The sequence below is a fragment of the Caenimonas sp. SL110 genome, assembly GCF_001044395.1.
GTDB lineage: Bacteria > Pseudomonadota > Gammaproteobacteria > Burkholderiales > Burkholderiaceae_C > Ramlibacter.
Map to the genome: position 1 here is coordinate 18,090 of NZ_JANU01000045.1, position 26,065 is coordinate 44,154.

The 26,065-nt window shown below is 62.2% G+C and carries 26 protein-coding genes; 17 read left to right on the forward strand and 9 right to left on the reverse strand.

The genetic code is table 11. The features are described 5' to 3' along the window. Nucleotides 1-42: 42 nt before the first annotated feature. Nucleotides 43-891 (reverse strand): FadR/GntR family transcriptional regulator, encoded by an 849-nt coding sequence (locus AQ12_RS18980; protein ID WP_082151687.1) that lies wholly within the window; start codon nucleotides 889-891, stop codon nucleotides 43-45. A 168-nt stretch (nucleotides 892-1,059) separates the two neighbouring features. Between AQ12_RS18980 and AQ12_RS18985 the strand changes: the two genes are divergently transcribed. After that, nucleotides 1,060-1,668, forward strand: coding sequence for a 2-hydroxychromene-2-carboxylate isomerase (locus AQ12_RS18985; protein WP_048441535.1), 609 nt, complete (start codon nucleotides 1,060-1,062; stop codon nucleotides 1,666-1,668). Here AQ12_RS18985 and AQ12_RS18990 read toward each other — a convergent pair. Both AQ12_RS18990 and AQ12_RS18995 read right to left on the reverse strand, forming a co-directional pair. Further along, nucleotides 1,617-3,518 carry an acyl-CoA synthetase gene (locus AQ12_RS18990; protein ID WP_053076806.1) on the reverse strand — a complete coding sequence of 634 codons (1,902 nt, stop codon included), beginning with the start codon at nucleotides 3,516-3,518 and terminating at the stop codon, nucleotides 1,617-1,619. The two genes, AQ12_RS18985 and AQ12_RS18990, sit on opposite strands and share 52 nt — an antisense overlap. Further along, complete coding sequence (locus AQ12_RS18995) at nucleotides 3,515-4,384, reverse strand: amidohydrolase family protein (RefSeq protein WP_048441536.1); 870 nt, start codon at nucleotides 4,382-4,384, stop codon at nucleotides 3,515-3,517. The genes AQ12_RS18990 and AQ12_RS18995 overlap by 4 nt, the downstream gene beginning before the upstream one ends. Nucleotides 4,385-4,488: 104 nt before the next feature. Between AQ12_RS18995 and AQ12_RS19000 the strand changes: the two genes are divergently transcribed. The 9 genes from AQ12_RS19000 to AQ12_RS19040 all read left to right on the forward strand — a co-directional run bounded on the left by AQ12_RS19000 (nucleotide 4,489) and on the right by AQ12_RS19040 (nucleotide 12,389). Continuing rightward, nucleotides 4,489-5,262, forward strand: coding sequence for a crotonase/enoyl-CoA hydratase family protein (locus tag AQ12_RS19000; protein ID WP_048441537.1), 774 nt, complete (start codon nucleotides 4,489-4,491; stop codon nucleotides 5,260-5,262). Nucleotides 5,263-5,266: 4 nt separating this feature from the next. Next, nucleotides 5,267-7,099: a feruloyl-CoA synthase gene (locus AQ12_RS19005; protein WP_048441538.1), complete on the forward strand. Its 1,833-nt coding sequence runs from the start codon at nucleotides 5,267-5,269 to the stop codon at nucleotides 7,097-7,099. After that, nucleotides 7,096-7,860, forward strand: coding sequence for an SDR family NAD(P)-dependent oxidoreductase (locus tag AQ12_RS19010; RefSeq protein WP_048441539.1), 765 nt, complete (start codon nucleotides 7,096-7,098; stop codon nucleotides 7,858-7,860). Before AQ12_RS19005 ends, AQ12_RS19010 begins: the two co-directional genes overlap by 4 nt. Nucleotides 7,861-7,898: 38 nt before the next feature. Then, a complete protein-coding gene (locus tag AQ12_RS19015; RefSeq protein ID WP_048441540.1) occupies nucleotides 7,899-8,885 on the forward strand; it encodes a Bug family tripartite tricarboxylate transporter substrate binding protein in 987 nt (328 codons plus the stop codon). Nucleotides 8,886-8,950: 65 nt separating this feature from the next. Then, nucleotides 8,951-9,943, forward strand: a complete 993-nt coding sequence (locus AQ12_RS19020; RefSeq protein ID WP_048441541.1) for a Bug family tripartite tricarboxylate transporter substrate binding protein — start codon at nucleotides 8,951-8,953, stop codon at nucleotides 9,941-9,943. A gap of 28 nt (nucleotides 9,944-9,971) precedes the next feature. After that, the gene (locus tag AQ12_RS19025) at nucleotides 9,972-10,424 is read left to right on the forward strand and encodes a MarR family winged helix-turn-helix transcriptional regulator (RefSeq protein ID WP_048441542.1); all 453 of its coding nucleotides are present in this window, start codon (nucleotides 9,972-9,974) and stop codon (nucleotides 10,422-10,424) included. Nucleotides 10,425-10,522: 98 nt separating this feature from the next. After that, a complete protein-coding gene (locus AQ12_RS19030; RefSeq protein ID WP_048441543.1) occupies nucleotides 10,523-10,849 on the forward strand; it encodes a helix-turn-helix domain-containing protein in 327 nt (108 codons plus the stop codon). Beyond that, nucleotides 10,846-12,015 carry a fumarylacetoacetate hydrolase family protein gene (locus AQ12_RS19035; RefSeq protein ID WP_048441544.1) on the forward strand — a complete coding sequence of 390 codons (1,170 nt, stop codon included), beginning with the start codon at nucleotides 10,846-10,848 and terminating at the stop codon, nucleotides 12,013-12,015. The genes AQ12_RS19030 and AQ12_RS19035 overlap by 4 nt, the downstream gene beginning before the upstream one ends. Nucleotides 12,016-12,038: 23 nt before the next feature. Further along, entirely contained in the window at nucleotides 12,039-12,389 is a 351-nt protein-coding gene (locus AQ12_RS19040; RefSeq protein WP_048441545.1) for an FKBP-type peptidyl-prolyl cis-trans isomerase, read from the forward strand. Between the two features lie 95 nt (nucleotides 12,390-12,484). On the opposite strand, the gene alaS is transcribed toward AQ12_RS19040, so the two are convergent. The 3 genes from alaS to AQ12_RS19055 form a co-directional block, all read right to left on the reverse strand. Continuing rightward, entirely contained in the window at nucleotides 12,485-15,109 is a 2,625-nt protein-coding gene (alaS, locus tag AQ12_RS19045) for an alanine--tRNA ligase (protein WP_048441546.1), read from the reverse strand. A gap of 178 nt (nucleotides 15,110-15,287) precedes the next feature. Beyond that, entirely contained in the window at nucleotides 15,288-15,617 is a 330-nt protein-coding gene (locus AQ12_RS19050) for a type II toxin-antitoxin system RelE/ParE family toxin (RefSeq protein WP_048441547.1), read from the reverse strand. Between the two features lie 2 nt (nucleotides 15,618-15,619). Beyond that, nucleotides 15,620-15,913, reverse strand: a complete 294-nt coding sequence (locus tag AQ12_RS19055; RefSeq protein WP_048441548.1) for a type II toxin-antitoxin system ParD family antitoxin — start codon at nucleotides 15,911-15,913, stop codon at nucleotides 15,620-15,622. A 266-nt stretch (nucleotides 15,914-16,179) separates the two neighbouring features. Here AQ12_RS19055 and AQ12_RS19060 point away from each other — a divergent pair, with 266 nt between their 5' ends. From AQ12_RS19060 to AQ12_RS19080, 5 genes are all read left to right on the forward strand, one after another. After that, nucleotides 16,180-16,935: a hypothetical protein gene (locus AQ12_RS19060; protein ID WP_152682863.1), complete on the forward strand. Its 756-nt coding sequence runs from the start codon at nucleotides 16,180-16,182 to the stop codon at nucleotides 16,933-16,935. Nucleotides 16,936-17,633: 698 nt separating this feature from the next. Next, complete coding sequence (locus AQ12_RS19065; RefSeq protein ID WP_048441550.1) at nucleotides 17,634-18,422, forward strand: hypothetical protein; 789 nt, start codon at nucleotides 17,634-17,636, stop codon at nucleotides 18,420-18,422. Further along, entirely contained in the window at nucleotides 18,415-19,341 is a 927-nt protein-coding gene (locus AQ12_RS19070) for a ThiF family adenylyltransferase (protein WP_369799036.1), read from the forward strand. The genes AQ12_RS19065 and AQ12_RS19070 overlap by 8 nt, the downstream gene beginning before the upstream one ends. Further along, nucleotides 19,338-20,426: a nitroreductase family protein gene (locus tag AQ12_RS19075; RefSeq protein ID WP_048441552.1), complete on the forward strand. Its 1,089-nt coding sequence runs from the start codon at nucleotides 19,338-19,340 to the stop codon at nucleotides 20,424-20,426. Before AQ12_RS19070 ends, AQ12_RS19075 begins: the two co-directional genes overlap by 4 nt. Nucleotides 20,427-20,538: 112 nt before the next feature. Beyond that, the gene (locus AQ12_RS19080) at nucleotides 20,539-21,078 is read left to right on the forward strand and encodes a class I SAM-dependent methyltransferase (RefSeq protein WP_053076807.1); all 540 of its coding nucleotides are present in this window, start codon (nucleotides 20,539-20,541) and stop codon (nucleotides 21,076-21,078) included. On the opposite strand, the gene AQ12_RS19085 is transcribed toward AQ12_RS19080, so the two are convergent. After that, on the reverse strand, nucleotides 21,075-22,052 hold the full coding sequence (locus tag AQ12_RS19085; RefSeq protein ID WP_048441553.1) for an alpha/beta fold hydrolase: 978 nt from the start codon (nucleotides 22,050-22,052) through the stop codon (nucleotides 21,075-21,077). The two genes, AQ12_RS19080 and AQ12_RS19085, sit on opposite strands and share 4 nt — an antisense overlap. A gap of 85 nt (nucleotides 22,053-22,137) precedes the next feature. Between AQ12_RS19085 and AQ12_RS19090 the strand changes: the two genes are divergently transcribed. Next, the gene (locus AQ12_RS19090) at nucleotides 22,138-23,688 is read left to right on the forward strand and encodes an amidase (protein WP_082151688.1); all 1,551 of its coding nucleotides are present in this window, start codon (nucleotides 22,138-22,140) and stop codon (nucleotides 23,686-23,688) included. Between the two features lie 13 nt (nucleotides 23,689-23,701). Here the strand turns inward: AQ12_RS19090 and AQ12_RS19095 are convergent, their stop codons facing one another. Both AQ12_RS19095 and AQ12_RS19100 read right to left on the reverse strand, forming a co-directional pair. Continuing rightward, nucleotides 23,702-24,190 carry a hypothetical protein gene (locus AQ12_RS19095; RefSeq protein WP_048441554.1) on the reverse strand — a complete coding sequence of 163 codons (489 nt, stop codon included), beginning with the start codon at nucleotides 24,188-24,190 and terminating at the stop codon, nucleotides 23,702-23,704. Beyond that, nucleotides 24,156-24,758 carry a nucleotidyltransferase domain-containing protein gene (locus AQ12_RS19100; RefSeq protein WP_048441555.1) on the reverse strand — a complete coding sequence of 201 codons (603 nt, stop codon included), beginning with the start codon at nucleotides 24,756-24,758 and terminating at the stop codon, nucleotides 24,156-24,158. The genes AQ12_RS19095 and AQ12_RS19100 overlap by 35 nt, the downstream gene beginning before the upstream one ends. Nucleotides 24,759-24,903: 145 nt before the next feature. Between AQ12_RS19100 and AQ12_RS19105 the strand changes: the two genes are divergently transcribed. Then, on the forward strand, nucleotides 24,904-26,052 hold the full coding sequence (locus tag AQ12_RS19105) for an ABC transporter substrate-binding protein (RefSeq protein ID WP_082151689.1): 1,149 nt from the start codon (nucleotides 24,904-24,906) through the stop codon (nucleotides 26,050-26,052). Nucleotides 26,053-26,065: the final 13 nt, after the last annotated feature.

Consider the following 26,065-nt stretch of genomic DNA (forward strand, 5'->3'; position numbering starts at 1 on the left):
TACAACTAAGCTTGGCAAGTCGCAATCTGGGGTTTCACCGGATCAGGCTTTGCCGGAAGCTGCGGAAGGTGCCCGGCCCTGCCGCGCTTCCTGCCTTTGCGCATCTTCTTGCGCAACACGCAACCGCTCGCGACTGTTGGTGAGGTGGATGCGCATGGCCGCGCGGGCCGAATCGCTGTCGCGCCGCGCGATCGCCTGGAAAATTTCTTCGTGTTCGCGATGGACCCTGCGCAGGTATTGCCCCATGTCTTCATGCGCCACGCGCGACGAGTCGATGCGGGTGCGGGGAATCACCGTCGATCCCAGGTGGGTCATGATGTCCGCGAAGTACCGGTTGCCGGTTGCGTTGGCGATCGCGAGGTGAAAGCGGAAATCGGGCGAAACCGCATTGCCCGGCACATCGACATTGGCCTCGAACGCGTCGAGCGCTGCCCTCATTTCCTTGAGCTGCGCCTCTGTACGGCGCTGCGCCGCCAGCCCTGCGGATTCGGTTTCGAGGCTGACTCGCAACTCCAGCACCGCCATCACGTCCACGGCCGTCGCGATGTCGGCCGGGTCGATTCCGAAGCCCTGCGAGCGGCGCGCTTCCAGCACAAAAGTGCCGATGCCATGACGCGTTTCAACCAGGTCGGCGGCCTGCAATTTGGATAGCGCCTCGCGCACGACAGTACGACTCACGCCATATGCCTGCATGATCTCGGACTCGGTCGGCAGCTTGTCGCCGGCCTTGAGGACCTGCCCGCGAATCTGGGCGCCTATGCCTTCGACCAGGTCGTGAGCGAGGCTGCGCGAGCGCCTGCGCGCGGGCTGGGGTTCGCGCTCAACCGCCCTGCTTTTTTCGGCAGGATTGTCTGGATTGCGTGTGTCGCGCGCTGCTGATGACGTCGCCATGCGAGCCATGATAATTCAAACCAGTTGTATGACGACTGATAACGAAGATGGATTGCGGATCGAGTCCGCAATGACAGCCTCTTGTCTGGTTGTCATGCCGGACTTGATCCGGCATCCACCGCGAAGCGGACACTGCGCGCCACTAGCGGCGCGATTATCCTAGCGCCCATGCCCTCCCCGCTCCACTTCCATTTCGACTTCATCTCACCCTACGGCTGGCTCGCGAGCCTGCGCATTGCCGAGCTGGCGGCGCGTCACGGCCGTGACGTGAACTGGAACGTGATGCTGCTGGGCGTTTCAGTGCTCAAGGTCATGGGCCTCAAACCGCTGCTCGACACACCGCTCAAAGGCGATTACGTGCGCCGCGACATCCCGCGCCACATTCGCAAACTCGGCCTGAAGATGGAGCGCGATCTCGACGCGCCCGTCAGCAATCCGCTGCCCGCCGCACGCGCTTTCTGCCTGGTCAAGCACCACCACCCTCATCTGCAGGCGCCGATGGCGCAAGCGCTCTATCACGCGTACTGGGCTCAGGGAAAAGACCTGTCCACACCGCAAGCGGTGGCGTCAGTTCAGCTGCCCGACGGCATGGATGCGAAGTGGCTCGAAACCGAAGTGCAGGGCGAATTCGCCGCGACGCTGCTGCGCCGCGAAGTGGATGCCTCCCTGCGCGCGGGCGTGTTCGGCTCGCCCACCTTCATCATCGACGGCGAGATGTTCTGGGGTTACGACCGGTTGCCCGATGTCGAGGAGTGGCTGGCCACCGGCGGCTGGTGATCGAACGCGAACGAGACTCGCACTGCAATCGCGCCTAGTGCATCGCGCAGCCGCTGGACCAGCGCTTCGTCAGCATCGCCAGAGATGCGCACTGCCGTGCCGCCCTCCGTTGACGAAACATCGAGACTGCGCGGCCCTGCGATCGGTGACAACACTTCGAGCAGCTTCAACTCGATGGCCTTCAGCCGCAGCGCAGGCTTGAACACCTTGCCAATGGCCGTGAGCGGCAACGCATCGAGCACCACAACACGGCGCGGCGTCGCAGGCCGTTCATAGACCTGCGGTGACACGGCAGCGAGCACCGCATCGCCAGTCACTTCCATGCCGGGCTTCAAGGTAACGAATGCAACCGGCACTTCACCCGAATGCGCATCGGGCTCACCGACCACCGCGCACATCGCCACCGCAGGGTGCGCCAGAAAAGCCTCTTCAACGAGACCCGGATCAATATTGTGCGAGCCGCGAATGATGACGTCTTTCGCGCGGCCGGTGACGTGGATGTAGCCGTTCGCGTCGATGTGCCCGAGGTCACCGGATATCAGCCAACCGCCCTCAAACATGCCCGAGTTGCGAGCGGCGTCGGTGTACCCGGGGCTCACGTTCGGGCCGCGCAGCACAATCACGCCGGTCTCGCCTGCGCCGCAGGGTTCATCAAGTTGCACGGAGTCGCCGCGCCACTTCACGGCCTTGACTTGCGAATACGGCAGCCTCAATCCAGCCGACCCGGGCACGCGCGCCGCACCCACGGGTTCGATCGAGACGAGGCCCGCGCATTCGGTCATCCCCAGGATGTTGCGCACAGCGATCCCGGTCGATGCCTCGAAGCGCGATGCCAGTTCATGGGGCAAGGGCGAACCGCCGGTGTACGCAACCCGCACGCTGCTGATGTCGGCGTCGACGGGCAGGTTGCAAAGCCCCGCGAGAATTGTCGGAACGCACGCGAGCGCGGTGACCTTCTCGCGCTCGCAGAACTTCCAGTAATTGCGCATGAACGCCGCATTGCGCATGCCGGTGACTGTGGGCAGCAACTGCGCCGCACCGATGGCGAGCAGCGACAGGCCATAGACGAACGCGCCTGCAACATGGAAGAGCGGGAAGCCGTTGATCTCGACCGTGTGCTCATCGAACCCGTAGAACTGGTGCGCGAACCACGCCGTGTGCGCCTCGTTGCCATGCGTGTGCTGCACGAGCTTGGGCGCACCGGTGGTCCCGCCGGTATGGAACAGCGCGGCGATGGACTCGTGCGAGAGCTGCGGATCGAACTGCAGTTGATCAGGCTGGGCGGCCAGCGCTGCTTCGAATGAATCCGAAGATGCCGCAGATGCCGCAGATGCCGATAACGCGCCCTCCCCGATCCGCAAGACCTTGAAATCACCAATGCCCGGCACACGCGCAACCGTGCCCCACACATCGAGCTGCGGATGCGGCCCCAAGGCCACCACCACTTTCGCACCGCTGGCCTTGAGCAGCGCAGCAATGTGATCGGGCTGCAGCATGAAGTTGATCGGGCACGCGCGACCTGCGACCTGCGCGCCCCACAGCGCGTACTGCGTGGACGGAACATTCGGCGCAAGGATGGCGACAGCGTCGTTGCGCCCCACACCGAGGCTGCGAAACAGGTTGGCCGCGCGATGGATCTGCGCCAGGAGCGCTGCATAGCTGATGCGCTGCGCCACCGCATCCAGCTCGCCAGACGCCAGATACGCGAACGCCGTGCGATCGCCAAATCGCTGCGCTGCGCGCGCGATCAGCCCGTAGGTCGTTCGAGCGGGAATCGCCTCTTCGTACGGCGTTCGCTCCAGCGCGTCGATGTCGGCCAGGCTGCGAAAAAAGCCGCCCGGCACGGTCATTCCTTATCCAGTCCCAGCAGGCGAACCGCGTTGCCCTTGAGGATGCCGGGCATCACCTCGGGCTTGAACCCCGCCTCTTCAAAATCCTTCATCCATCGCTCAGGCGTGATGAGCGGATAGTCGCTGCCGAACAGCACGCGGTCCTTGAGCAGCGTGTTGGCGTACTGCACGAGTTGCTTCGGAAAATACTTCGGGCTCCAGCCGGACAGGTCGATCCACACATTGGGTTTGTGGGTTGCAACCGACAGCGCCTCGTCTTGCCACGGAAAGCTCGGATGCGCCATCACGATCTGCATGTCGGGAAACGAGATCGCCACATCGTCCAGGTGAATCGGGTTGCTGTACTCCAGCCGAAGGCCGCCACCGCAGCGCATGCCCGAGCCGATGCCGCTGTGGCCCGTGTGAAAAATCGCGGGCAGCTTGTGCTCGTTGATGACCTCGTAGATCGGCCACGCCATCTTGTCGTAGGGGTGGTAGCCCTGCACTGTCGGGTGGAACTTGAAGCCCTTCACGCCATGCTCCTTGATGAGCCGCTCGGCTTCGCGCGCGCCCATCTTTCCCTTGTGCGGATCGATGCTGGCAAAGCACATCATCATGTCGCTGTTTTCTTTGGCAGCCTGCGCGATTTCCTCGTTGGGAATGCGGCGGCGGCCCAGGTTGGACTCGCTGTCCACCGTGAACATGACCAGGCCGATCTTTCGTTCACGGTAGTAAGCAATCGTCTCGGCGATGGTGGGCCGGCGGTTCGAGCGAAAGTACTTGTCGGCGGCGCGGTCGTACTCTTCGCCGTAGTTGTCAAAGGGGTTCCAGCAGCTGACTTCTGCGTGTGTGTGTACGTCAATCGCGATGAGGTTCTTGTGGTCCATGCTTGTCTCCGTCATGCGGTCCGCGGCTAGGGTAAGTCCTAGTCCGCCGGCCTTGAATTGGTTATTATTTATAACAATAATCAACCCGATTGGCAAACCCCGACATGACATCCAAAGACGTTCAACTCGAAATCCACGACGCTGTAGCCGTCGTGCGGCTGACCCGCCCCGCCAAGCGCAATGCGCTGTCCGATGGGCTCATCCTGGCCGTGCGCAAGATGTTCGAGGAAATGCCCGCCAGTGTGCGCGCAATCGTGCTCGATGGCGAGGGCGAACACTTCTGCGCGGGGCTGGATCTGTCGGAGCTGAAAGAGCGCGACGCAGGCGCCGGCATGCACCACTCGCGCATGTGGCATGCCGCCCTGGAAGCCGTGCAGTACGGTCCTGCGCCGGTCATTGCGGCGCTGCATGGCGCGGTGGTGGGCGGCGGTCTTGAACTGGCAAGCGCCTGCCACATCCGCGTCGCAGACGAATCGACCTTTTACGCCCTGCCCGAAGGCTCGCGCGGCATCTTCGTGGGCGGCGGCGGCGCAGTGCGCATCCCCCGTCTGATCGGCGCGGCGCGCATGGTGGACATGATGCTCACCGGCCGTGTCTACAACGCCCAGGACGGCGAGAAGATCGGCCTGGCCCAGTACCTCGTACCGCAGGGCACGGCCTTCGACAAGGCCATGGAACTGGCCAAACGCGTCGCGACCAATGCGCCGCTCACCAACTACGCGCTGATGCATGCCCTGCCCCGCATCGCCGAGCAACCCGCCGACCAGGGCTTTCTCACCGAAGCGCTCATGGCCGCGATTGCACAGAGCGCCCCCGAAGCCAAAAGCCGCGTGAAGGACTTCCTTGAAGGCCGCGCGAGCAAAGTCAAGAAAGCCTGAACACGTGAGCACTGTGTCGCCCCGCTATCGGCCCCTGGAGTTCGGCGTCACCCGCGTGACGGTGCGCGAGGGTGTTGGCGGCATCCGTTATCTGCGTGCCGACCAGGACCTGCAAGACTGTGCGCCACGCATCACCGATCGGCTGGTTCACTGGGCGCAGACCGCGCCCGACCGCACCTTCATTGCACGTCGCACTCGCAACGCCGATGGCACGCCCGGTGCATGGCAACACATCACCTATGCGCAAGCGCTCGACAAGGCACGACGTATCGGACAGGCCCTGATCGATCGCGGCCTCGACGCTCATCGCCCGGTCGCGATCCTGAGCGAGAACAGCCTGGAGCACGCGATGCTGGCGCTGGGCTGCATCTACGCCGGTGTGCCCTATTGCCCCGTGTCGCCTGCGTATTCACTGGTCAGCCAGGACTACGACAAGCTGCGCCACGTCCTTGCCACGCTCACACCCGGACTCGTATTCGCAACCGATGAAGCCCGTTACGGCAAGGCTGTGCGTGCAACCGTCGGCGAAGGCACCGAAGTGATCTACGGCCAGCCGCCCGAGAGCGAGCCGACGCCTGCCGTCGATGCCGCCATGCAGGCGACCGGCCCCGACACCATCGTCAAGTTCCTGTTCACATCCGGCTCGACCAAGCTGCCCAAGGCTGTGGTCAACACCCACGGCATGTGGTGCGCCAACCAGCAGCAGATGCGCCAGTCGATGCCGGTGCTGGCACAAGACGCGCCAGTGCTGATCGACTGGTTGCCCTGGAACCACACCTTCGGCGGCAACCATAACTTCGGCCTCACGCTCTACAACGGCGGCACGCTGCACATCGACGACGGCAAGCCCACGCCTGCGCTGGTGGCCGAGACGCTGCACAACCTGCGCGAGATTGCGCCCACCGTTTACTTCAATGTGCCCACCGGCTTTGAAGCCATCGCCAATGCGATGAAGACCGATGACCAGCTGCGCCGCAACCTGCTGTCGCGCGTGCAGATGTTTTTCTATGCAGGCGCTGCGCTCGCGCAGCCGGTGTGGGACGCGCTGCACGAGAGCCAGGAGCGCGAGATCGGCGAACGCATCGTGATGGGCACGGGTCTTGGCATGACCGAGTCGTCGCCCTTCGGCATCTTCATCACCAACCCGAGCGTGAAGTCGGGCTACCTCGGTGTTCCGACGCCGGGCCTCGAACTCAAGCTGGTGCCGACTGACGGCAAGACCGAGGTTCGCTACAAGGGTCCGAACATCACGCCGGGTTACTGGCGCAATGTTGAAGCGACCCAGGAGAGCTTCGACGAGGAAGGCTTCTTTTGCACCGGCGACGCCGTGCTGTGGATCGATGAAAGCGATGTGCACCAGGGCCTGAAGTTCGATGGGCGCATCGCAGAAGACTTCAAGCTCGCGACCGGCACCTTTGTGTCCGTGGGCCCGCTTCGCGCCAGGATCATCGCGGCAGGCGCGCCCTATGTGCAGGACGCGGTCATCACCGGCCTGAACCTCAACGAAGTCGGTGCGCTGATTTTTCCGACGCCTGCGGTGCGCAAGCTTGCAGGCCTGGCCCACACCGCATCGATGAAGGACGTGCTGGAAAGCGCGCCCGTTCAGGCGCACTTCCAGAAAGTGGCCGACGAGCTTGCAGCGACTGCAACCGGCAGCGCAAGCCGCGTCGCGCGCCTGCACCTGATGCACGAGCCGCCTTCCATCGACAGGGGCGAAGTCACCGACAAGGGCTCGATCAACCAGCGCGCCGTGCTCAAGCATCGCGATGCATTGGTCAATGCGCTGCACGACGGCAGCTTGCCCTTCACATTGAAACCGCAAGGATCAAAGTCATGAACATCCAGGGACAGGCAGCCCTCGTCACCGGTGGCGCATCGGGTCTTGGCGAAGCGACGGCGCGTGAACTCGCACGTCTTGGCGCGAAGGTCGCCGTGCTTGACGTGAATCTTGAGCTGGCGCAAAAGGTCGCTGACGAGATTGGCGGCGTCGCCTGTCAGTGCGACATCACCAACGCCGAAAGCGCGATTGCTGCGCTGGCGAAAGCATCCGCTGCGCACGGCCCAGCCCGCATCCTGATGAACATTGCAGGCATCGGCTCGGCCAAGCGCATCGTGCAGAAGGACGGCTCGCCCGCAGCGCTGGAAGACTTTGCGCGCGTGGTCAACGTCAACCTGATCGGCAGCTACAACATGAGTCGGCTCTTCGCTGCCGAGTGCGCCAAGCTGGCGCCACTGGAAGACGGCGAGCGCGGCGTGATGATGTTCACCGCATCGGTTGCCGCCTTCGACGGACAGGTCGGCCAGCAGGCCTACAGCGCCTCGAAGGGCGGGCTGGTCGGCATGACGCTGCCGATGGCACGCGACCTCGCGCAACACGCGATTCGCGTTTGCACCGTCGCACCGGGCCTGTTTGCCACGCCGCTGATGAAGCAGTTGCCCGAAGCCGTGCAGCAATCGCTTGCGGCGTCGATTCCCTTCCCGCCGCGTCTGGGCAAGCCCGAAGAGTTCGCCCAGCTCGCCTGCCACATCGTCACCAACAACCACCTCAACGGCGAAGTGATCCGCCTTGATGGAGCGCTGCGCATGGCGCCGCGCTAGGGCACACCGATCACAACTTTCGATAAACGGAGACAACCATGACATCACGTCGCGATTTCGTGAAATCCTCGGCGGCTTTGGCCGCCCTGGGTGCCACCGGACTTTCCCTGCCCGCGCACGCGCAAAGCCTGGATCTGGCCAAGATTCTTTGCGGTTTTCCGCCGGGCGGCACGAGCGACGCAATTTCGCGCCGCATCGCAGAGAAGCTGCGCGGCAACTACGCCAATAACGTGGTCGTGGAGAACAAGCCCGGCGCAGGCGGGCAGATCGCCATCACCCTGCTCAAGGACAGCCCTGCCGATGGCAGCACGATGGTGCTCACGCCGTCGTCGATGCTCTCGATCTACCCCTACGTTTACAAATCGCTGCCCTACAAGCCGCTGGAAGATGTGCAGCCGGTGTCGCTCGCCTGCTACTTCAACCATGCATTCGGTGTGGGTCCCGCAGTGCCCGAGAGCGTCAAGACGATCAAGGACTTCCTGGCCTGGTCCAAGGACAATCCGACCAAGGCCAACTACGGCTCGCCGGGCGCGGGCTCCATGCCTCACCTGATCGTCGCGCTGCTGAACAAGCTCACGGGGCAAGACCTCAAGCACATTCCGTATCGCGGCTCCGCACCCGGTATCCAGGACTTGCTGGGCGGCCAGATCTCGGCGATGTCGTCGCCTGTGGGTGACTACCTGCCCTACCTCAAGACCGGCAAGCTGCGCCTGCTCGCGATTTCCGGCCAGAACCGCAGCCGCTTCGTGCCCGAGGTTGCCACCTATCGCCAGCAGGGCTTTCCGATCACGGTTCGCGAGTGGTATGGCGTGTTCCTGCCGGGCAAGGCAAAGCCCGAAGTCGTGCGCCGCGCGGCTGCTTACCTGCAACCCGCGCTCGCGCAACCCGACCTCATCTCCAGCATGGCCCAGGTTGGCATGGAGGTGGAGTCGTCTTCGCCGCAAGTGCTTGGCGAACTGCTGCGTGCCGACGCCGAAGAATGGCGCCGCCTGATCAAGCAGATCGGCTTCACGCCTGAATCCTGATAGAAAATCTGCCCCGCGCACTACGCCCCACGCATGACACAACGCCATACACAAGGAGACCTTCAGTGACCACGACCCGCCGCCAGTTCGTTCAATCCGCAGCTTCGCTCGCCGCCATCAGCGCGTTCCCCATGGCCGCCTTCGCGCAAGCGCTGGAAGCCGTGAAGATCATCAACGGCTTTCCTGCAGGCGGCACGGCCGACAGCACCAGCCGTCGCGTTGCCGAAAAGCTCGGCGGCACGGCGTACTCGAAGAACGCCGGTGTCGTGGAAAACAAGCCGGGCGCAGGCGGACGCATCGCATGCGAAGTCGTCAAGGCAGCGCCTGCCGACGGCTCCACCCTGCTGCTCACGCCTTACTCGTGCATGTCGATCTACCCGTCGATCTACAAGACGCTGAGCTACGACCCGTTCAAGGATTTCGTGCCGGTTTCGATGGGCGCCGTGATGACGCACGCGCTGACCGTGGGACCCATGGTTCCTGCCAGTGTCAAGACGGTGAAGGACTACCTGGCGTGGGCCAAGGCCAACCCGAAGGACGCGAGCTACGGCTCGCCCGCAGCAGGCTCCACGCCGCACTTCATCGGCGCGCTGCTGGGCCTGAACAATGGCGTGGACCTCAAGCACGTGCCCTATCGCGGCTCGCTGCCTGCGGTTGCCGACATGATCGGCGGCACGCTGGCATCGACCTGCACGCCTACCGGTGATGCACTGGCCAATCACAGGGCGGGCAAGGTTCGCATCCTGGCAACGTCCGGTGCCAAGCGCACGCAGTTCACGCCAGAAGTCGCCACGTTCGCCGAACAGGGCTTCTCCGAGCTGACGACCGAAGAATGGTTCGGCTTCTATGCGCCTGCCCGCACGCCGGCCAACGTGGTGGCCAACGCCAACGCAGCGATCAATGCAGCGCTCAAGGACAAGGCCGTCATCGACTCGCTGGCCGTGATGGGCCTGGTTGCCCAAGGCTCGACCGCTGCCGAAATGGACAAGAGCCAGCGCGACGAGTTCACGCGCTGGGCACCGCTGGTCAAGAAGATCGGCTTCACCGCTGAATCCTGATCGCAGCGCCAACCGAAACAGGTTCGCGATGACCGGCAAGTGCGTGCCCGCCGTTGAACAGGTCGATTCAAGCTACCTTGAAGATCTGATCGGCTACAACGCGCGGCGTGCGGCGCTGTCGGTGATCGAGGTGTTCCTGGACCGGATGCAGGTCTATAACCTGCGTCCGGTCGATTTTTCGGTGCTGTCGCTCATCACCCACAATCCGGGCATCACGTCGCGGCAGTTGTGCTCCACACTGGGCATCTTGCCGCCCAACCTGGTAGGCATGGTGAACGCCCTTGAAAAGCGCGAACTGATCATGCGCCAGCCTCATCCGCGTGACGGCCGCGCCATGGGTCTGCACCTCACGACGCCGGGGCAAAAGCTCATGCGTGATGCAGAACGCACCGCTGCCGAACTCGAAGCCGAGGTCGCCGGGCGCCTCACACCCACCGAATCGCGCACGCTCATTCGCCTGCTCAAGAAAATCTATCAATAGGGGAAACCTCTGCTATTGTTTGCATAGCAGGAGTTGCGTACACTCCCCTTCCCCGCACCAAGAACACTATCAGAGCGGGACGAGGAGTGCCCCAGCGTATGAGTTCGAAGGAAACTGCCGCCATCAGCCAATTGCTGGGGCTGCTGGAGTCGCGTTATGCGATTCGTGTGCTGTGGGCCCTGCGAGACGGCCATGCGCAAACGTTTCGACTGCTGCAAGACAGCGTAGGCGGCATCACGCCCAACACCCTCAACACCCGGATCAAGGAAATGCGCGAAGCAGGCCTGGTCACGCATGGCACCGATGGCTACATCATCACCGCCATGGGCGCCGACCTGCTCAAGCGCCTGGGTGAACTGCCCGCCTTCGCTGCCAAATGGGTTGCGGCGCAGGCCAAGAAAAAATCTTCAACACCGCCGCCATGAAAAACATTCTTGATACCGCATCGGCCTTGCCGGTGGATGCCGCTGACGCACTGCTCGTGGGGCGCGTGCATGTCGCGGGCCGGGGAGCGACGCTGGTGCGGGTCACTGCCGAATCCGTGTTCGACATCTCGGGGCTGGCAGCGACCAGCAGCGAACTGCTTGAGCTGCAAGACCTGGCAGCGTTGCTGCGCTCGCATCGCGGTGAGCGGCTGGCATCGACTGCTGATGTGCTGGCCAACTCCGCGTTCGATGCGCGTCGTGAGTCGATGCCGTGGTTCCTCGCGCCCTGCGACCTGCAGGCGATCAAGGCGGCAGGCGTGACCTTTGTTTCATCCATGCTCGAACGCGTGATCGAAGAACAGGCGCGCGGCGATGCATCGCGGGCCGAGGCCGTGCGAGCCGCAGTGGTCGCGGTGATCGGAGACAACCTCGGGGCAGTCGTGCCCGGTTCACCCGAGGCAGCCAAGCTCAAGGATGTGCTGATCGCCCAGGGCATGTGGTCGCAGTACCTCGAAGTGGGTATCGGCCCCGACGCGGAGATCTTCACCAAGTCGCAGCCCATGAGCGCTGTGGGCACCGGGTCCGAAATCGGCATCCATCCGGCCAGCTCATGGAACAACCCGGAGCCCGAGATCGTGCTGGCCGTGAACAGCCGCGGTGAAGTTCCCGGCGTGACCCTGGGCAACGACGTGAACCTGCGCGACTTCGAAGGCCGCAGCGCGCTGCTGCTGGGCAAGGCCAAGGACAACAACGCAAGCTGCGCCATCGGCCCTTTCATCCGGATCTTCGATGACGGTTTCACGATGGACGACGTGCGGCAGTGCGACCTCGCTATGAAGGTCGCGGGACCGGAGGGTTTTGTGATGGAAGGCGCGAGCGCCATTTCGATGATCAGCCGCGATCCCCTCGACCTCGTGTCGCAGGCGATCGGTGCGAATCACCAGTACCCCGATGGGTTCGTGCTCTTCCTTGGAACCATGTTCGCGCCCACGCAGGACAGGCATGGTCCGGGCCAGGGATTCACGCACGTGGCAGGCGATGTAGTCACCGTTTCGACCCCTCGTCTGGGTACACTGGCAAACCGCGTCAACACCAGCGACCGCATCGCGCCGTGGACCTACGGAATCACCGCGCTCATGCGCGATCTTGCACGGCGCAGCCGCTGAAACTTACATCAAAAGGAACGACCATGATCACCAATCCATCCGGCCTGCAATACGAAGACACCAAGGTCGGCGACGGAGCCGAAGCGAGCAAGGGCCAGCACGTGCATGTGCACTACACCGGCTGGCTCTACAACGACGGCCAGCAGGGCAAGAAGTTCGATTCAAGTGTGGATCGCAACGACCCGTTTGCGTTCTCGCTGGGTGCCGGCATGGTCATCAAGGGCTGGGACGAAGGCGTCGCCGGCATGAAGATCGGCGGCAAGCGCACGCTGATCATTCCGCCGCAGCTGGGCTACGGCCCGCGCGGAGCCGGCGGTGTGATTCCGCCGAACGCGACGCTGAAGTTCGATGTGGAGTTGCTCGACGCGCATTGATAGGCCGTAGCCGCTGCGCGGTGGATGCCGGATCGAGTCCGGCATGACATCCAAAGACAGGTTGTCATTGCGGACTTGATCCGCAATCCATGTCTTCAGGCCCGCTCAGCCACCCACGCCTGCACCGACTGCAACGCTGCCGCAAGCTTGCTCGGGTCCGTGCCCCCGGCCATCGCCATGTCCGGCTTGCCGCCGCCCTTGCCGCCGACCTGCTGCGCCACGAAGTTCACCAGGTCGCCGGCTTTCACCTTGCCCATGCTGTCGGCCGTGACGCCGGCTGCTATCTGTACCTTGCCGCCGTCGACAGTCGCCAGCACGATGGCGGCGGTTTTGAGCTTGTCTTTGAGCTTGTCCATGGTGTCGCGCAAGGTCTTGGCATCGGCGCCATCCAGCCGAGCCGCCAGCACGCGAATGCCTTTCACATCAACCGCCTGCGACACCAGCTCATCACCCTGGGATGAAGCAAGCTTGCCCTTGAGCTGGGCGACTTCCTTCTCGAGCGCGCGCACATGCTCCAGCACTTGCGAAACGCGGCCCTGCAACTCGGTCGGCGCCGACTTCAGCGTGCCGGCCATCGTGTTGACGGTGGACTCCAGCTCCTGCAGGTAGCGCAACGCATTCGCGCCGGTCACGGCCTCGATGCGCCGGATGCCGGCAGCCACGCCGCCTTCCATCACGATCTTGAACAGGCCGATGTCGCCCGTGCGCTGCACGTGCGTGCCGCCGCACAACTCGCGCGACGTGCCGATGTCGAGCACGCGCACCGAGTCGCCGTACTTCTCGCCAAACAGCATCACCGCGCCTGTCGCCTTCGCAGCCTCGATCTCCATGACGCGAGCCTGCGTCTGGCGGTTCGCCAGGATCTCTTCATTCACGCGCTTTTCAATCTCGCGCACCTGGTCGTCCGACACGGCCTGGTTGTGGGTGAAGTCAAACCGCGTCTTGTCGGCATCGACCAGCGAGCCTTTCTGCTGCACGTGATCGCCGAGCACTTCGCGCAGCGCCTTGTGCATCAGGTGCGTGACGCTGTGGTTGCGCATGGTCGCGTTACGCGTGGCCAGATCGACCTTTGCCACGACCGCATCGCCTACCTTGAGCGCGCCGTGCGTCTGCGTGCCGTGATGGCCGAACACATCGGACTTGATCTTCTGCGTGTCTTCAACCCCGAACTGCACACCCTCTACTGCCAGCACACCGCTATCGCCCACCTGACCGCCGCTTTCGGCGTAGAACGGCGTGGTGTCGAGAACGACCACGCCCTGCTCGCCTTCGTTCAGCTGCTGCACCGGGGCGCCGTCGCGATAGAGCGCAACAACCCTTGCAGGCTCTTCGAGCTTGTCATAGCCAGTGAACGCGTTGCCAGCGCCCGTGTAGTCGAGCGCGCGGTCCATCTTGAATTTGCCCGCTGCGCGACCGGCAGCTTTCTGCTTTTCCATCGCGGCGTTGAAGCCGTCTTCATCGACCGTCACGTCACGCTCGCGGCACACGTCCGCAGACAAATCGAGCGGAAAACCGAACGTGTCATGCAGCTTGAAGGCCACGTCGCCCGGCAACACCTTCTGGCCGCCGGCCAGTGCCGTATCCAGAATCTGCATGCCGTTTTCGAGCGTCTCGAAGAAGCGCTCTTCTTCGGCCTTCAACGTGGCGATGATCTTCTTCTCGTTGGCCTTCAGGTTGGGGTATGCATCGCCCATCAGCCTGACGAGATCGGGCACCAGCTTGTGGAAGAACGGCGTCTTCTTGCCGAGCTTGTAGCCGTGACGGATCGCGCGGCGGATGATGCGCCGCTGCACATAGCCGCGACCTTCGTTCGAAGGCGTCACACCATCGGCCACCAGGAACGACGTCGCGCGGATATGGTCGGCGATCACGTTGAGCGACTTGTTGCCCAGGTCCTTCTCACCCGTTTCGCGCGAAGCCGCCTTGATGAGTGCATCAAAGATATCGATCTCGTAGTTGCTGTGCACATGCTGCAAGATGGCGGCCAGACGCTCCAGGCCCATGCCGGTATCGACGCAAGGCGCAGGCAGGTTCTTGACGCTGCCGTCGGGCTGCATGTCGAACTGCATGAACACGTGGTTCCAGATCTCGATGTAGCGGTCGCCGTCCTGCTCGGGCGAGCCGGGCGGGCCGCCTGCGATGTGCGGGCCGTGGTCGTAGAAGATTTCAGAGCACGGACCGCACGGCCCGGTGTCGGCCATCATCCAGAAATTGTCCGACTGGTACTTGCCGCCCTTGTTGTCGCCGATGCGAACCACGCGCTCGGGCGGCACGCCGATTTCCTTGGTCCAGATGTCGTAGGCCTCGTCGTCATCGATGTAGACGGTGGCCCAGAGCTTGTCGGCGGGCAGCTTGTAAACCTGTGTGAGCAGCTCCCATCCCCACTTGAGCGAGTCGCGCTTGAAGTAGTCGCCAAAGCTCCAGTTGCCCAGCATCTCGAAGAAGGTGTGGTGACGTGCGGTGTAGCCGACGTTTTCCAGGTCGTTGTGCTTGCCACCGGCGCGAAGGCACGCTTGCACGGAAGCCGCGCGGACATAGGGCCGCTTGTCGGTGCCCAGGAACACGTCCTTGAACTGGACCATGCCCGAGTTGGTGAACATGAGCGTGGGGTCGTTGCCCGGCACCAGCGGGCTGGAGGCCACCACCGTGTGCGCCTTCGATGCAAAGAAGTCCAGGAAGGTCTTGCGGATGTCGGCGACGGAGATAGTGGGAGTGCTCATTTTTGGATGGAAAAGCGGATGAAAACGGGCGGTGAACTGGCGCGAATCGCGGCACGCAAAAGCGATCGCAAAAACACGCGCAACTGCTTGATTCAGCTGGGCTTTTGATTATAGGTGTGGGGCCTGCATTGCTCCCTCGCCGCCGGCCAGAGAGCATGGGGGTGAGAGGCAGCTGCGTTTAGCCGTCTAGCGTGTGCAGCCAATCAGCCATCTGGCGTGATCCATGAAGCACGCGCCAGACATCTATGTGCCCCGAAGCCTCGAAATAGAAAACCAGATGAGGAAACCGCCTGAGTCGCCAGCACCGCAGCCCGGCGACATCCAGCTCATGTGCGTACCTGGGTGAACCCGTCGCTGGATGGCGGGCGATGTGGGCGTATGCGGCCTCCAGGTCGTCGATGAAATCAAGCGCTGGCTGCTCGCCTGCTTCGGCCAGGTAGAAATCAACCGCTTCTTCCACATCGACAATGGCCCTGCGCCGGGGAACAACTGCCTTTGGGGTGGCCACGATCAGCGCGGACGTGCGGTTGTTGAGCGCCTCGCAACGGGACTGCGCCCACTTTTGCCACTCTTCCCACTCGCCCCAACGCGCGAGCGCAAACTTTTGAAATAGTTCGCGTCTGCTGCAGGTCCAGGCTCACTTGCGCCGCCCGCCAGGATGAGCTCGCGCAGCTGCCGACGCTCCTGATCCTTGCGAATCAGTTCACGCACGTATTCGCTGCTCGTTCCATATCCGCGCTCGCTCACCTGTTCATCGACGAACGACTTCATGGCATCAGGCAAGGAAATGTTCATGGTTGTCATCAGTCCAGTTTATGAGAGTTGGCAAATTTTGGCAATTTTGACATTTGCAGGGATGTTCCCTGCCTTGACGGTCGAGATTAGTTCCAAAGCATCAACACGACCACCTACCCCATCACCAACTCGCACCCGATGGAACGAACCAACAGCAGGCGTCACACACTTCAACTGCATCACCCATGGGAAGCTTCATGACCACCTCACGAACCGGATCGTTCTCGGGCGTCGCTGATGTCGCGGCAGCCTCCCGCCTGAGCATGGATCGCCCGATGCCTGCGAGCGACGGCGCGAAACCTGTCATGGCGGACATTCGAGAGTCGTTGTCGCAGTGGGCTCATGACGAACACGCAAACCCTGATGAACTGAATCTGAGAATCTATCTGGCGGACGACATCGCCCGCAGCATCGAAGAGGCACTTCCGTCGCAAGGTGACGACTGGTTGCGAAGCAGCGTCCAGATCGATATTCCACTGCCAGACCTCAGCCGCTTCAAGATCGACGTGCACTTCGCGCGTCCTGAACCAGAGCCCGCCGAGGTGCCCCAGGCGGAGCCGGGCGTCGTACGACTGGCAGATGTTCCGCGCGTCTCATCTCGCTCGGCGATCTACATCCAGAACCGCATCGCTTCGATGACCGTCCTGTCAAAGCTGCTGGGTCCGGACAACCCCGCGCAGCGCTCACGCAAGAACGCGCAGGAAATCGCGGACATCATGGGACCTTACCGAAAGCGTGTCGAAAACCAGACCCATGGCCTGGTGGTGCTGATCGAGCAGTTACCTGACGAAAACGAGAGACTGCAACTGCTCTTCCAACTGACGTCACGGTTGAACTCGCTGGGTGTGCGTTGTTTCGGCGGGCATCTTGAGCATCCCGCGATGGTCGCGGTCGGCGAGTCGATGGACGAGCATGTTCTGCCCGCGGTGCAAAGATTGGGCGACATGCAGCTGGAAGCCGCGAGCAACCTGCAACGTCGATTGCTGGGCGCCTTGGAGTTTCCGGTGCTGTTTTACCGGCAGTCGCTTTGACGCCACCTCGAATTGGGCGTCGACCCGAAGCGCGCCGCCTGATCGTCATGGAGTTCGAAGAGCCTGAGCACTTTCATGCAAGCATTGCACCCGTGCACGCGATGCTTTGAAGAGACGCCAGGCATTCCTGCATTTGCATTTAACAGTCGCCTGCGTGTCTGCGCCATATTGCCAAGTCAGCTCCTGCGAGAAAAACACGCCGGAGGGGGTGACGACTCGACCTGGCGGGGTGTTTACCGCAACCATCCCGATCATCTTCGATGCTGCGAATTCCAGGACCCGGCAGAGTGCGCATGATTGCCATGAGGAGCTTCAGGCGGTGGGAATAGAGAGAGGCTTTCCCCCCTATCGCCTTGGCATTGATTGCATGGCCCAACTGCATGAAAGTCCCGCCAACCAATCAGGTGCCACCTGGTGGTTATTGAAGAAGGCGTTGGACCCCAACGCAATCATTGCACCTGGTCGCTGTGTGAGTGCATGACGATCTTGCTTCCGCCTGCGGGCCGGCTCCGCAGCAAGGATGCAATCCATACGAAGGCCTCGCAAGACCTTCGCTGCGTTCCGATTCATGTGTCGCCCCTTCTACATTGATTTAACGCCGCTGCGAATTGGCTGGCGCTAAATGGCAGATATGCGGGCCTTCACGAGCCGCAGGTGCCGATCAAGGGTGGAATGGCTTTCGTTGGAAGGGCACTCCTATGAAATGGCATTCGGCAATCAGCAACTGGAGCGGCAGCATCAGCGTGCGCTCCTCGTCATCAGATCCTGAACTCTCGGCACACAGCGATACTTCGTCGCAGCAACAGACCCCGCCGGAGTCAACCTCCTACACGGTCTGCGTGGCCAACACCGACCAGCGTCGCGACCTGGCCGCATCCCTCATCGCAAACTCCTATGGAAAGCGCGGCTACGACACCAGCTTTCTGGAAGAGGCGCCCGAGCCGCAGGAAAAGCTATTGACGCTGCTGTTTTCAATCAACGACAGGCCAGAGGGAACCTTCAGCGTCCGTCTCGATACGCCTGATGGATTGCTGGCAGACCAAAGCTTCAAGGACGAACTCGCGGCTTTGCGCGCCGAGGGCCGTGAACTGATTGAACTGTGCCGTCTGGCGAGCGACCCTTCGCTGGTGCCCCAGGTGACCAGCGAGCTCATGGCGCTAAAGCTCCACATCCTGCTGATGCTGAGCAAACAATTCTCCGAGTCCCCCACATCGCTGGTCATTGAGGTGAACCCGCATCATGTCCGTTTCTGGCGCGGCATGGGCTGGGCGCGCAGCACAGGCGAACGCTGGTGCGATCGGGTGGGTGCAGCGTCAGTATTAATGTGGATCGACTGCGCGGAGTTCGTGGAACGCAGCGCCGCGTACTTTGAACGCGCCAGGCAATCATCGACCTGGAAACACTTCGCACGCTTCTCACCCCAGGAAGTCCACGCCATGACCGCGCAGCTCTATCTCGAGCTTGCAGACGGCGGCTTTGTTGAGTGAACTGCGACTCCACCAAAAAAATAGCATGAACACTTCCGAATTCAATTACGACCAGGCCTTCGCACGCAACCTGGGATGGGTAACGCCCGCTGAGCAGCGTGCGCTGCGAAACAAGACAGTCGCCATCGGCGGCATGGGGGGAGTCGGCGGACATCATCTGTTGGCACTTGTGCGGTTGGGCATTGGCAACTTTCGAATTGCAGACAACGATCACTTTGAACTGGCCAACTTCAATCGCCAGGCGGGGGCAACCATCGGCAATGTCGGCGCATCCAAAACCGAGACGATGGCGCGCATGGCCCGCGAAATCAATCCGCAGGTCAAGATAGAAATCTGGCACGACGGGCTTGGCCCGGACAACCTGTACCTGTTTCTTTCGGGTGCCGATCTCTACATCGACGGCCTCGACTTCTTCGCGTTCGACATTCGCGCGGCAACTTTTGCTGCATGTGCCCGACTGAAGGTGCCAGCTGTCACGGCAGCGCCACTAGGCATGGGCGCCGCCTGGCTGACCTTTATGCCTGGGAAGATGACCTTTGAACAATACTTCCAGTGGGGTGATCGCAGCCGGGTCGAAAAAGCGGCGCGGTTTCTGGTGGGGTTGACTCCGGGGATGCGACCGGACTACCTGGTGGACCCGAGCCGTGTTGACTTGGAAAGCGGTGCAGGTCCCTCAACGCCGATGGCATGCTACCTGTGCGCAGGTATCGCCGCCACCGAGGCGCTGAAGATTCTGCTGGGACGAGGGCGCATTGTCTGTGCGCCTTTCGGACTGCACTTCGATGCGTATAACTCGCGGATGGTGCGAACCTGGCAGCCTTTGGGCAATGCCAATCCACTGCAACGCCTGAAGATTGCCGTGGTGAAGCGACGCATGGCTCCCAAGTCAAAAACGCCAGCACTGGTGCCTGCACAATGAGCCCCAACGACGACAAAACATTGCGCGACGTGCTTGACCTTGCGCGCTGGGCTCCGAGCGGCGACAACACACAGCCGTGGCGATTTGAAATCGTCAATAGCAGGCGCGTGATCCTGCATGGCTTCGATATGCCATCGCCTTGCGTCTATAACCTGGACTACCGTGCGCCGCGACTTGCAGTCGGCACACTGCTGGAGACTATTTCTCTCTCGGCAGGCACCAGGGGCTGGGTGGCTGATATTCGTCGTCGCCCATCGCCTGGGGCTCACGCCCTCAGCTTCGATATTCGCTTCGAGCCGGGCAGCATCGTGCCGGACGCACTGTCAGAGCAGATTCGCAAGCGATCCGTGCAGCGGTATCCCATGAGCACAAAACCGCTGACAGCGCTGCAAAAGCAAACGCTCGAGTCGACGCTGGCCCCCGGCTATCGAATAGTCTGGCTGGAGAGCTTCGCCCAGCGCCTGCAAGCTGCTCGGGTGGCATTTCACTTTGCTCACCTGAGGCTGACGCTGCCCGAGGCGTACCCCGTGCATAGCAACATCATTGAATGGAACGCAACCGAAAGCGCCGACCGCATGCCCGATCGGGCGCTAGGAGTCAACACGCCGACGCTGAAGCTGATGCGATTCGTTCTTCAGAGCTGGCAGCGCGTCCAGTTTTTCAATCGCTTCCTGGCTGGCACCTGGATTCCACGCCTGCAAATGGACGTGTTGCCGGGCCTTGCCTGCGCTGCGCATCTGGTCGTTCTGCGCGATCGTCCAGCGGTCAGCGTTGATGAACAAGTCGAAGCTGGGCGCGTGGTCCAGCGCCTGTGGTTGACGATGACGCAACTCGATCTCTGGCATCAGCCCACGATGGCTCCCGTCTTGTTTTCAGGCTTCAGCAAAGCGGGCCTGGAATTTTCAAAGAATCAGTCCAGGTTGCGAGAAGCCGCAAGCCTGCGCGAACGGTTCGAACGCCTTATCCAGAACGACTGCGGCAACGCGATATGGATGGGGCGTCTTGGAACCGGACCTGCGCCTGAAGCTCGCGCGCACCGCTTGCCGCTTGAGCAACTTTGCGTTGAAAAAAGCATCAGCAACTAACTTCAAGGACCCACCAGGTTTTTCGACTCCAAGCTGCTCAGAACCGTCTTGCGCGAAGCCGCTCCGCGCGCCCCTTTCAAACGCACGCCGGAGAGTCAGCTGGTCATGAGCGATGAGACTGCAGATCAGCAATGTGGAGCTTCGTCTTGCAGACATGACGCAGCTCGGCGACTTTCACGATGGGAGCTTTAACGCTGTCGTTTCGTCAATGGCCCTTCATCATCTGCCAGACCTTGAGTCGCTGGACCAAACCTTTTTGGAGGTCAATCGCATCCTGCGCCCAGGAGGCGCAATCTATCTGAGCGACTTTGGCCGGCTCAAAAGCGCAGAGTCTGTCGACTATTTTGCGAGCCGTGCAGCTGACGGCGAAGAGCAGGCTCTGATCGATGACTATGTTCAATCTCTCCATGCCGCATTTTCCAGGAAGGAGTTCGAAGCAGCAGCAAAGCGCCACCTGAGCAAGCTTGCACGGGTCTATTCGACGATAGGCACGCCTCTTGGAGTTGTCATACGGGTGGGAGATTCCAGGATCCCCACGCTTGTCCGCAATGAGCTGAACAAGGTCTTTTCAAAGCTCCCAGCCGCACGCAAGAGCGACGTATCGCAGTTGAAATTGTTCTTCCTGCCTGGAGGCCTGCGAAGCGCGCTCTAGTTCAAGGCAGCGCGCTCCCCAAGATCCAGAAACCGCCTCACAACCGCAACCGTTCGGGCGGGATCTTCTTCCTGGGGCGTGTGGCCCAGGTCTTCGAAAACGACCAGTCTGGAGTTTTTGATGTTGCGCTCGAAGCGTTTGCCGAACTCCAGCGGGACGATGCGGTCTTTGCCGCCCCAGATGATGAGAGTGGGAACTGCGATCTTCTGGATGTGGAGAGGATCTCCGACATAGCCCTGCTCGATTCGTCGGACGAGGGCGCGCCGATTTCCCGCCCTGAGGGCCATATCCTCGTACAGATCGACAAGCTGCGCGGTCACCTTGTCGGGGTCGCCGTAAGCGCTGCGCACACTGCGTTCCACCACAAAGCGTGGCAGCGCGTACTCGGCGACCCGCTTGACGACCGGGGTTCGCGCAAGATGAAAACCCAGCGGGAGCACCTGCTCTTGGGTTCCAGATGTCGGGTCGTACCCGCTGGCATCCACCAAAATCATGCGCTCGACACGCTGGGGATGCGCAAAAGCCAGCGACCAGGCCACCTGCCCGCCAAGGGAGTTGCCGGCAATCACGAAGCGCCGCACGCCTAGCCTGTCAAGCAGCTCAACGACCATGCGCACATAACTGTCGACCGAGTAGTCATCGGTTGCGTTGGGCCCCGTAAGCCCGAACCCAGGAAGGTCCATGCGTATGACCCGCCGCTGTCCCCGAAGAGCGCCAGCCCAGCCTTCCCAGGTGTGAAGGCTGGCCGATGTGCCGTGCAAGAGCACGATAGGCACTGAATCGCTGCGGGGTCCTTCGTCACGCAGGTGAACCTGCAAATCACCGACGGAGACAAACTGCGAGGGCGACGCGGCCCAACGGCCCCTGAGTTCCTCGACAGTCTTGTCGGGACGCCATGACGCCCCGATTCCAATCACCGCAACGGCGGCCAAGGAAGCAACACAAATTGACAGGCGTTTTCGGACAAGGGCCATGAGGTATTCGCGCAATTCAATTGAAGATCAATGCCATGATGCGAGAGGACGCGTCGATCAACCTCCCTACAAACGTATTTTGACCATGCGAACATTTCTAGCCATCACTTTCGGGATCTGCGCGCACCTCTCCACTATGGCGGCCCCATCCGCCCCACCATCCCTCATCGAAGCCTCCATCGAACCCCTGCAGCGCGACATGGAGATGGGCCGCGCCACATCGCTGTCCCTGACGCGAGCATCCCTGGCCCGCATCGCGCGCCTGGACAAGGCGGGCCCCAGAACCCATGCCGTCCTCACGACCAACCCCGACGCCCTCGCCATCGCGCGCGCACTCGACGCCGAGCGCAAGGCCGGCAAGGTGCGCGGACCGCTGCATGGCATCCCGGTCCTCATCAAGGACAACATCGACACCGCCGACAAGATGATGACCACGGCGGGCTCGCTGGCACTGGTCGGTCCACCGGCATCGCGCGACGCGCACATCGTCAAGCGGCTGCGCGATGCAGGCGCGGTGATCATCGGCAAGACCAACCTGTCGGAGTGGGCCAACATCCGCTCGTCCAAATCATCCAGCGGCTGGAGCGCGCTCGGCGGGCAGACGCACAACGCGTACGACACGCGCCGCAACCCATGCGGATCGAGTTCGGGCACCGGCACGGCGATCGCCGCGAGTTACGCCGTGGTGGGCATCGGCACGGAAACCGACGGCTCCATCGTGTGCCCGAGCAACATGGCTTCGCTCGTCGGGCTCAAGCCCACGGTCGGACTGGTGAGCCGCGCGGGGATCATTCCGATTTCGCAGTCGCAGGACACAGCCGGGCCGATGACCCGCAGCGTGGTCGATGCCGCCATCGTGCTCACGGCCATCGCAGGCGTCGATGCGAATGACGCGGCGACCAAAGACGCGGCGGCGCACATCCCCAAAGACTACCGCCTGGCGCTCGAAGGCGGGCTGGCGGGCATGCGTATCGGCGTGGCGCGCAAGAAGGTCACCGGGTACAGCGTGCATGCCGACGCCCTCTTCGAAAAAGCCATCGCCGACTTGAAGCGCCTGGGCGCCGAGATCGTGGACCCGGCGGACTTCGGCTCGCTGGGCGATTACGACGAAGCCGAACTCGAAGTGCTGCTCTACGAATTGAAGGACGGCCTCAATCGCTATCTCGCCACGCGCAGCGGCATGCCCGTGCGCACGCTGGCCGATGTAATCGCGTTCAACCAGAAGCATGCGGACAAGGAGATGGTGCATTTCGGGCAGGACCTCTTCGAGAAGGCGCAGGCCAAGGGTCCGCTCACCGACAAGGCCTACCTCGACGCGGCAGCCAAGGCACGCAAGCTCGCGCGTGAGGGCATCGATTCGGTGCTGGCGCAGCACAAGCTCGACGCGATCGTCGCGCCGACCACCTCGCCGCCCTGGCTCACCGATCACATCAACGGCGATTCGTATTCGGGTTCGAGTTCATCGCCCGCCGCGGTTGCGGGCTATCCGACGATCACGGTGCCGATGGGGTTCCATCAGGGCCTGCCCATGGGCCTGTCCTTTGTTGGGACCGCATGGTCTGAAGGCAAGCTGCTCAGGGCGGCTTATGCGTACGAGCAAGGGACGCGGCATCGCAAGGCGCCGACGTTGAAGTAGACCCACGCTGGCGTCACTTGTTCCCGCGCTGACTCCCGACGCCGCCGGTGAGAGCGACACCACTTTCCAACAGATCGCCTCGATTGGCCTTGAGCCATGCGCGAACTTGCACCAGAAGTTCCTGGGCGCTTGCAAGGCATTCTGTAACTGCTGCGTCCGACACCAGGTCCCCCGAGTAATCAGACACATTTCGCTGCTTGCGCAACGCGTCGAGAAAGATCACTTGTTTCATCGGAACGCCAACCGTCAGATTCAACGTCTGAATCGCAGTTTGGTGATGCCCCGGCTTGCTGGTCAGCGTGCGATAGCCATTCGCATTAAGAGAAATCATCGCCAGCTGCATGATGGCTTTGTACGCCGCGTCAAATCGGTTCTCAGGGCTGAGCCCGGTGATCTGCGCATCAGCGATGTTGCGCGCGGCCGCCGCGAGCAACTTGCCGATCTGAGCCGCATCGGGTTTGATCTCGTCAAGGCTGATGCCCAACAAGTTCTTCAAGGTCATGTTCGGTTCCGATAACGAAAATCTTGGGCCGCGCCATCAGGTCAGCAAGGTATTGATCCTTGCGCGCCTTCGCCTGGAACTCCTTCGCAGACAACACCTGGGGGTTGATTTCCCGCCCGATTGTTTGCTGTGCGGGATATAGCACCTCAACTGCCTCCCTGAGTGTGAGATCGCCAATCAGCATCAGGTCAACGTCGCTGCCCGATGTCTCCTCGCCCCGGGCGATCGAGCCGAAGATGAAGGCCACGCGCAGCAATGGTGCCAACGGCATCAGTAACTGTGCGATGACATCAGCGATGCCCGAGGTCTTTCGCAGGATGCTGGCCAGTTCACTGTAGATTGGCGAAGCAGTATCTGCGCTGTAAACCTGCTGGTTTCCGCGCTTCTCCCGCTTGAGCAACCCGACTGCTGCCAGTCTGGTCAATTCGCGCGTAACGGTGCCCGCTGGCAAGCCCGCGCGGCGCGCAATTTCCCGGCCATGCAGCGCATCTTCAGGCCGCAGCAGCAGAAGCCCCAGGATGCGGCGCCGATATTCCGGGAATAGAACGGACGACAGAGTTTGATGCATTTAAGGCGTCAATTGTCGCTTTATTTGCATCACATGGCAATTGGCGAGTTCCTGCCGGCGCACCCCTTCAGTCCTTGACCTTTCTCAACGTAAGCGCCCCTTAAGCGCGCTTCAATAAGATGATTGAGTAACCAAAGGCCCGGGCATGAAAATACCAAGAAGACTATTGCTGCCACTGCTGCTGGCTGTGGCCGCGCAGCCGTCGCTTGCCCAGGGCAGCGACGGCGTGACCTCCACGCAGGTCCTCATCGGCCAGACCATCTCTCTGCAAGGCGGCAAGGACGAATACGGCACCGCTGTCCTGGCAGGTATCGAAGCCTACCTGCAGACAGCCAACCGGGCCGGTGGCGCTCATGGCCGCAAGATCGTGCTCAAGACTCTCGACGATGACGCCAAACCTGCCATCGCTGAAGCCAACGCAAGAAAGCTGGTGCAGCAAGACCGCGTGTTCCTGCTGTTCGGCTCCATCGAAGGCGGGCCATCCACCGCGGTGATGAACGCAGCGATCGATCTGAAGGTGCCCTTCTTTGCCCCCATCGCCGGATCGCCGGGCCTGCGCAAGCCGCACCAGCCGCTGGTGTTTCCGGTACGGGCCGAGCACCTGGAGGAATTTCGCGCGCTGCTGGCCTACGCGCAAAAGACCGGCATCACCCGCCCGGCGTTTTTCAGGGCCGACTCGGAGACGGGCCGGCAGCATCTGGCCAATTTCCAGGCCGTATGCGCGGCCCTGGGCATGCAGGCGCCCATCGACCTGCCCTTTGCCTCCGGCATCACCGATGAACAACTGGACGCCGTCGCCGCTCGCATCGCCTCCACGGGCGCGCAGGTTGTCATCAATCACGGCAGCGCAGGCGTCTACGAGCGGCTCATACGACGCGCCGCCGCACGCAACGTGCACACGAACTTTTTCGGCGTCAACTCCGGCTCTTCCCAACTGGTGCGCCACCTGGGCAACGCAGCCAGGGGCATGGTGTTTTCGCAGGTCGTGCCCAGCCCGTGGGAGCGCAAGACGGCCATCACCCGTGAATACCAGGAGGCATTCGCGCGCGAAAAACCGGGCCAGGACTTTTCGTACGGCAGCCTCGAAGGCTTTCTCACTGCCAAGGCGCTCGTTGCGGCGCTTCGCCTCGCGGGGCCCAAACTCACAAGGGAACAATTTGTGCAGGCACTCGACAACGGCGCCGTGTTCGACATGGGCGACCGCCTGAAAGTGACCTACAAGGCCGGCGACCACAGCGGCCTGACCAACGTCGATCTGGCCATCGTCACGAACGACCTGCGCTTTCGCCATTGATGGCAGCGCGGCA

Excerpts from the sequence above, each read along its gene's own strand:
- AQ12_RS19065 (WP_048441550.1), top strand. The coding sequence starts at position 17,634 with ATGAAATGGCATTCGGCAATCAGCAACTGGAGCGGCAGCATCAGCGTG.
- AQ12_RS18995 (WP_048441536.1), bottom strand. The coding sequence starts at position 4,384 with ATGGACCACAAGAACCTCATCGCGATTGACGTACACACACACGCAGAA.
- AQ12_RS19095 (WP_048441554.1), bottom strand. The coding sequence starts at position 24,190 with ATGACCTTGAAGAACTTGTTGGGCATCAGCCTTGACGAGATCAAACCC.
- AQ12_RS19030 (WP_048441543.1), top strand. The coding sequence starts at position 10,523 with ATGAGTTCGAAGGAAACTGCCGCCATCAGCCAATTGCTGGGGCTGCTG.
- AQ12_RS19040 (WP_048441545.1), top strand. The coding sequence starts at position 12,039 with ATGATCACCAATCCATCCGGCCTGCAATACGAAGACACCAAGGTCGGC.
- AQ12_RS18980 (WP_082151687.1), bottom strand. The coding sequence starts at position 891 with ATGGCGACGTCATCAGCAGCGCGCGACACACGCAATCCAGACAATCCT.
- AQ12_RS19025 (WP_048441542.1), top strand. The coding sequence starts at position 9,972 with ATGACCGGCAAGTGCGTGCCCGCCGTTGAACAGGTCGATTCAAGCTAC.
- AQ12_RS19060 (WP_152682863.1), top strand. The coding sequence starts at position 16,180 with ATGCCTGCGAGCGACGGCGCGAAACCTGTCATGGCGGACATTCGAGAG.
- AQ12_RS19105 (WP_082151689.1), top strand. The coding sequence starts at position 24,904 with ATGAAAATACCAAGAAGACTATTGCTGCCACTGCTGCTGGCTGTGGCC.
- AQ12_RS19075 (WP_048441552.1), top strand. The coding sequence starts at position 19,338 with ATGAGCCCCAACGACGACAAAACATTGCGCGACGTGCTTGACCTTGCG.
- AQ12_RS18985 (WP_048441535.1), top strand. The coding sequence starts at position 1,060 with ATGCCCTCCCCGCTCCACTTCCATTTCGACTTCATCTCACCCTACGGC.
- AQ12_RS19035 (WP_048441544.1), top strand. The coding sequence starts at position 10,846 with ATGAAAAACATTCTTGATACCGCATCGGCCTTGCCGGTGGATGCCGCT.
- AQ12_RS19090 (WP_082151688.1), top strand. The coding sequence starts at position 22,138 with ATGCGAACATTTCTAGCCATCACTTTCGGGATCTGCGCGCACCTCTCC.
- AQ12_RS19000 (WP_048441537.1), top strand. The coding sequence starts at position 4,489 with ATGACATCCAAAGACGTTCAACTCGAAATCCACGACGCTGTAGCCGTC.
- AQ12_RS19080 (WP_053076807.1), top strand. The coding sequence starts at position 20,539 with ATGAGACTGCAGATCAGCAATGTGGAGCTTCGTCTTGCAGACATGACG.
- AQ12_RS19010 (WP_048441539.1), top strand. The coding sequence starts at position 7,096 with ATGAACATCCAGGGACAGGCAGCCCTCGTCACCGGTGGCGCATCGGGT.
- AQ12_RS19055 (WP_048441548.1), bottom strand. The coding sequence starts at position 15,913 with ATGACAACCATGAACATTTCCTTGCCTGATGCCATGAAGTCGTTCGTC.
- AQ12_RS19015 (WP_048441540.1), top strand. The coding sequence starts at position 7,899 with ATGACATCACGTCGCGATTTCGTGAAATCCTCGGCGGCTTTGGCCGCC.
- AQ12_RS18990 (WP_053076806.1), bottom strand. The coding sequence starts at position 3,518 with ATGACCGTGCCGGGCGGCTTTTTTCGCAGCCTGGCCGACATCGACGCG.
- AQ12_RS19085 (WP_048441553.1), bottom strand. The coding sequence starts at position 22,052 with ATGGCCCTTGTCCGAAAACGCCTGTCAATTTGTGTTGCTTCCTTGGCC.
- AQ12_RS19100 (WP_048441555.1), bottom strand. The coding sequence starts at position 24,758 with ATGCATCAAACTCTGTCGTCCGTTCTATTCCCGGAATATCGGCGCCGC.
- alaS (WP_048441546.1), bottom strand. The coding sequence starts at position 15,109 with ATGAGCACTCCCACTATCTCCGTCGCCGACATCCGCAAGACCTTCCTG.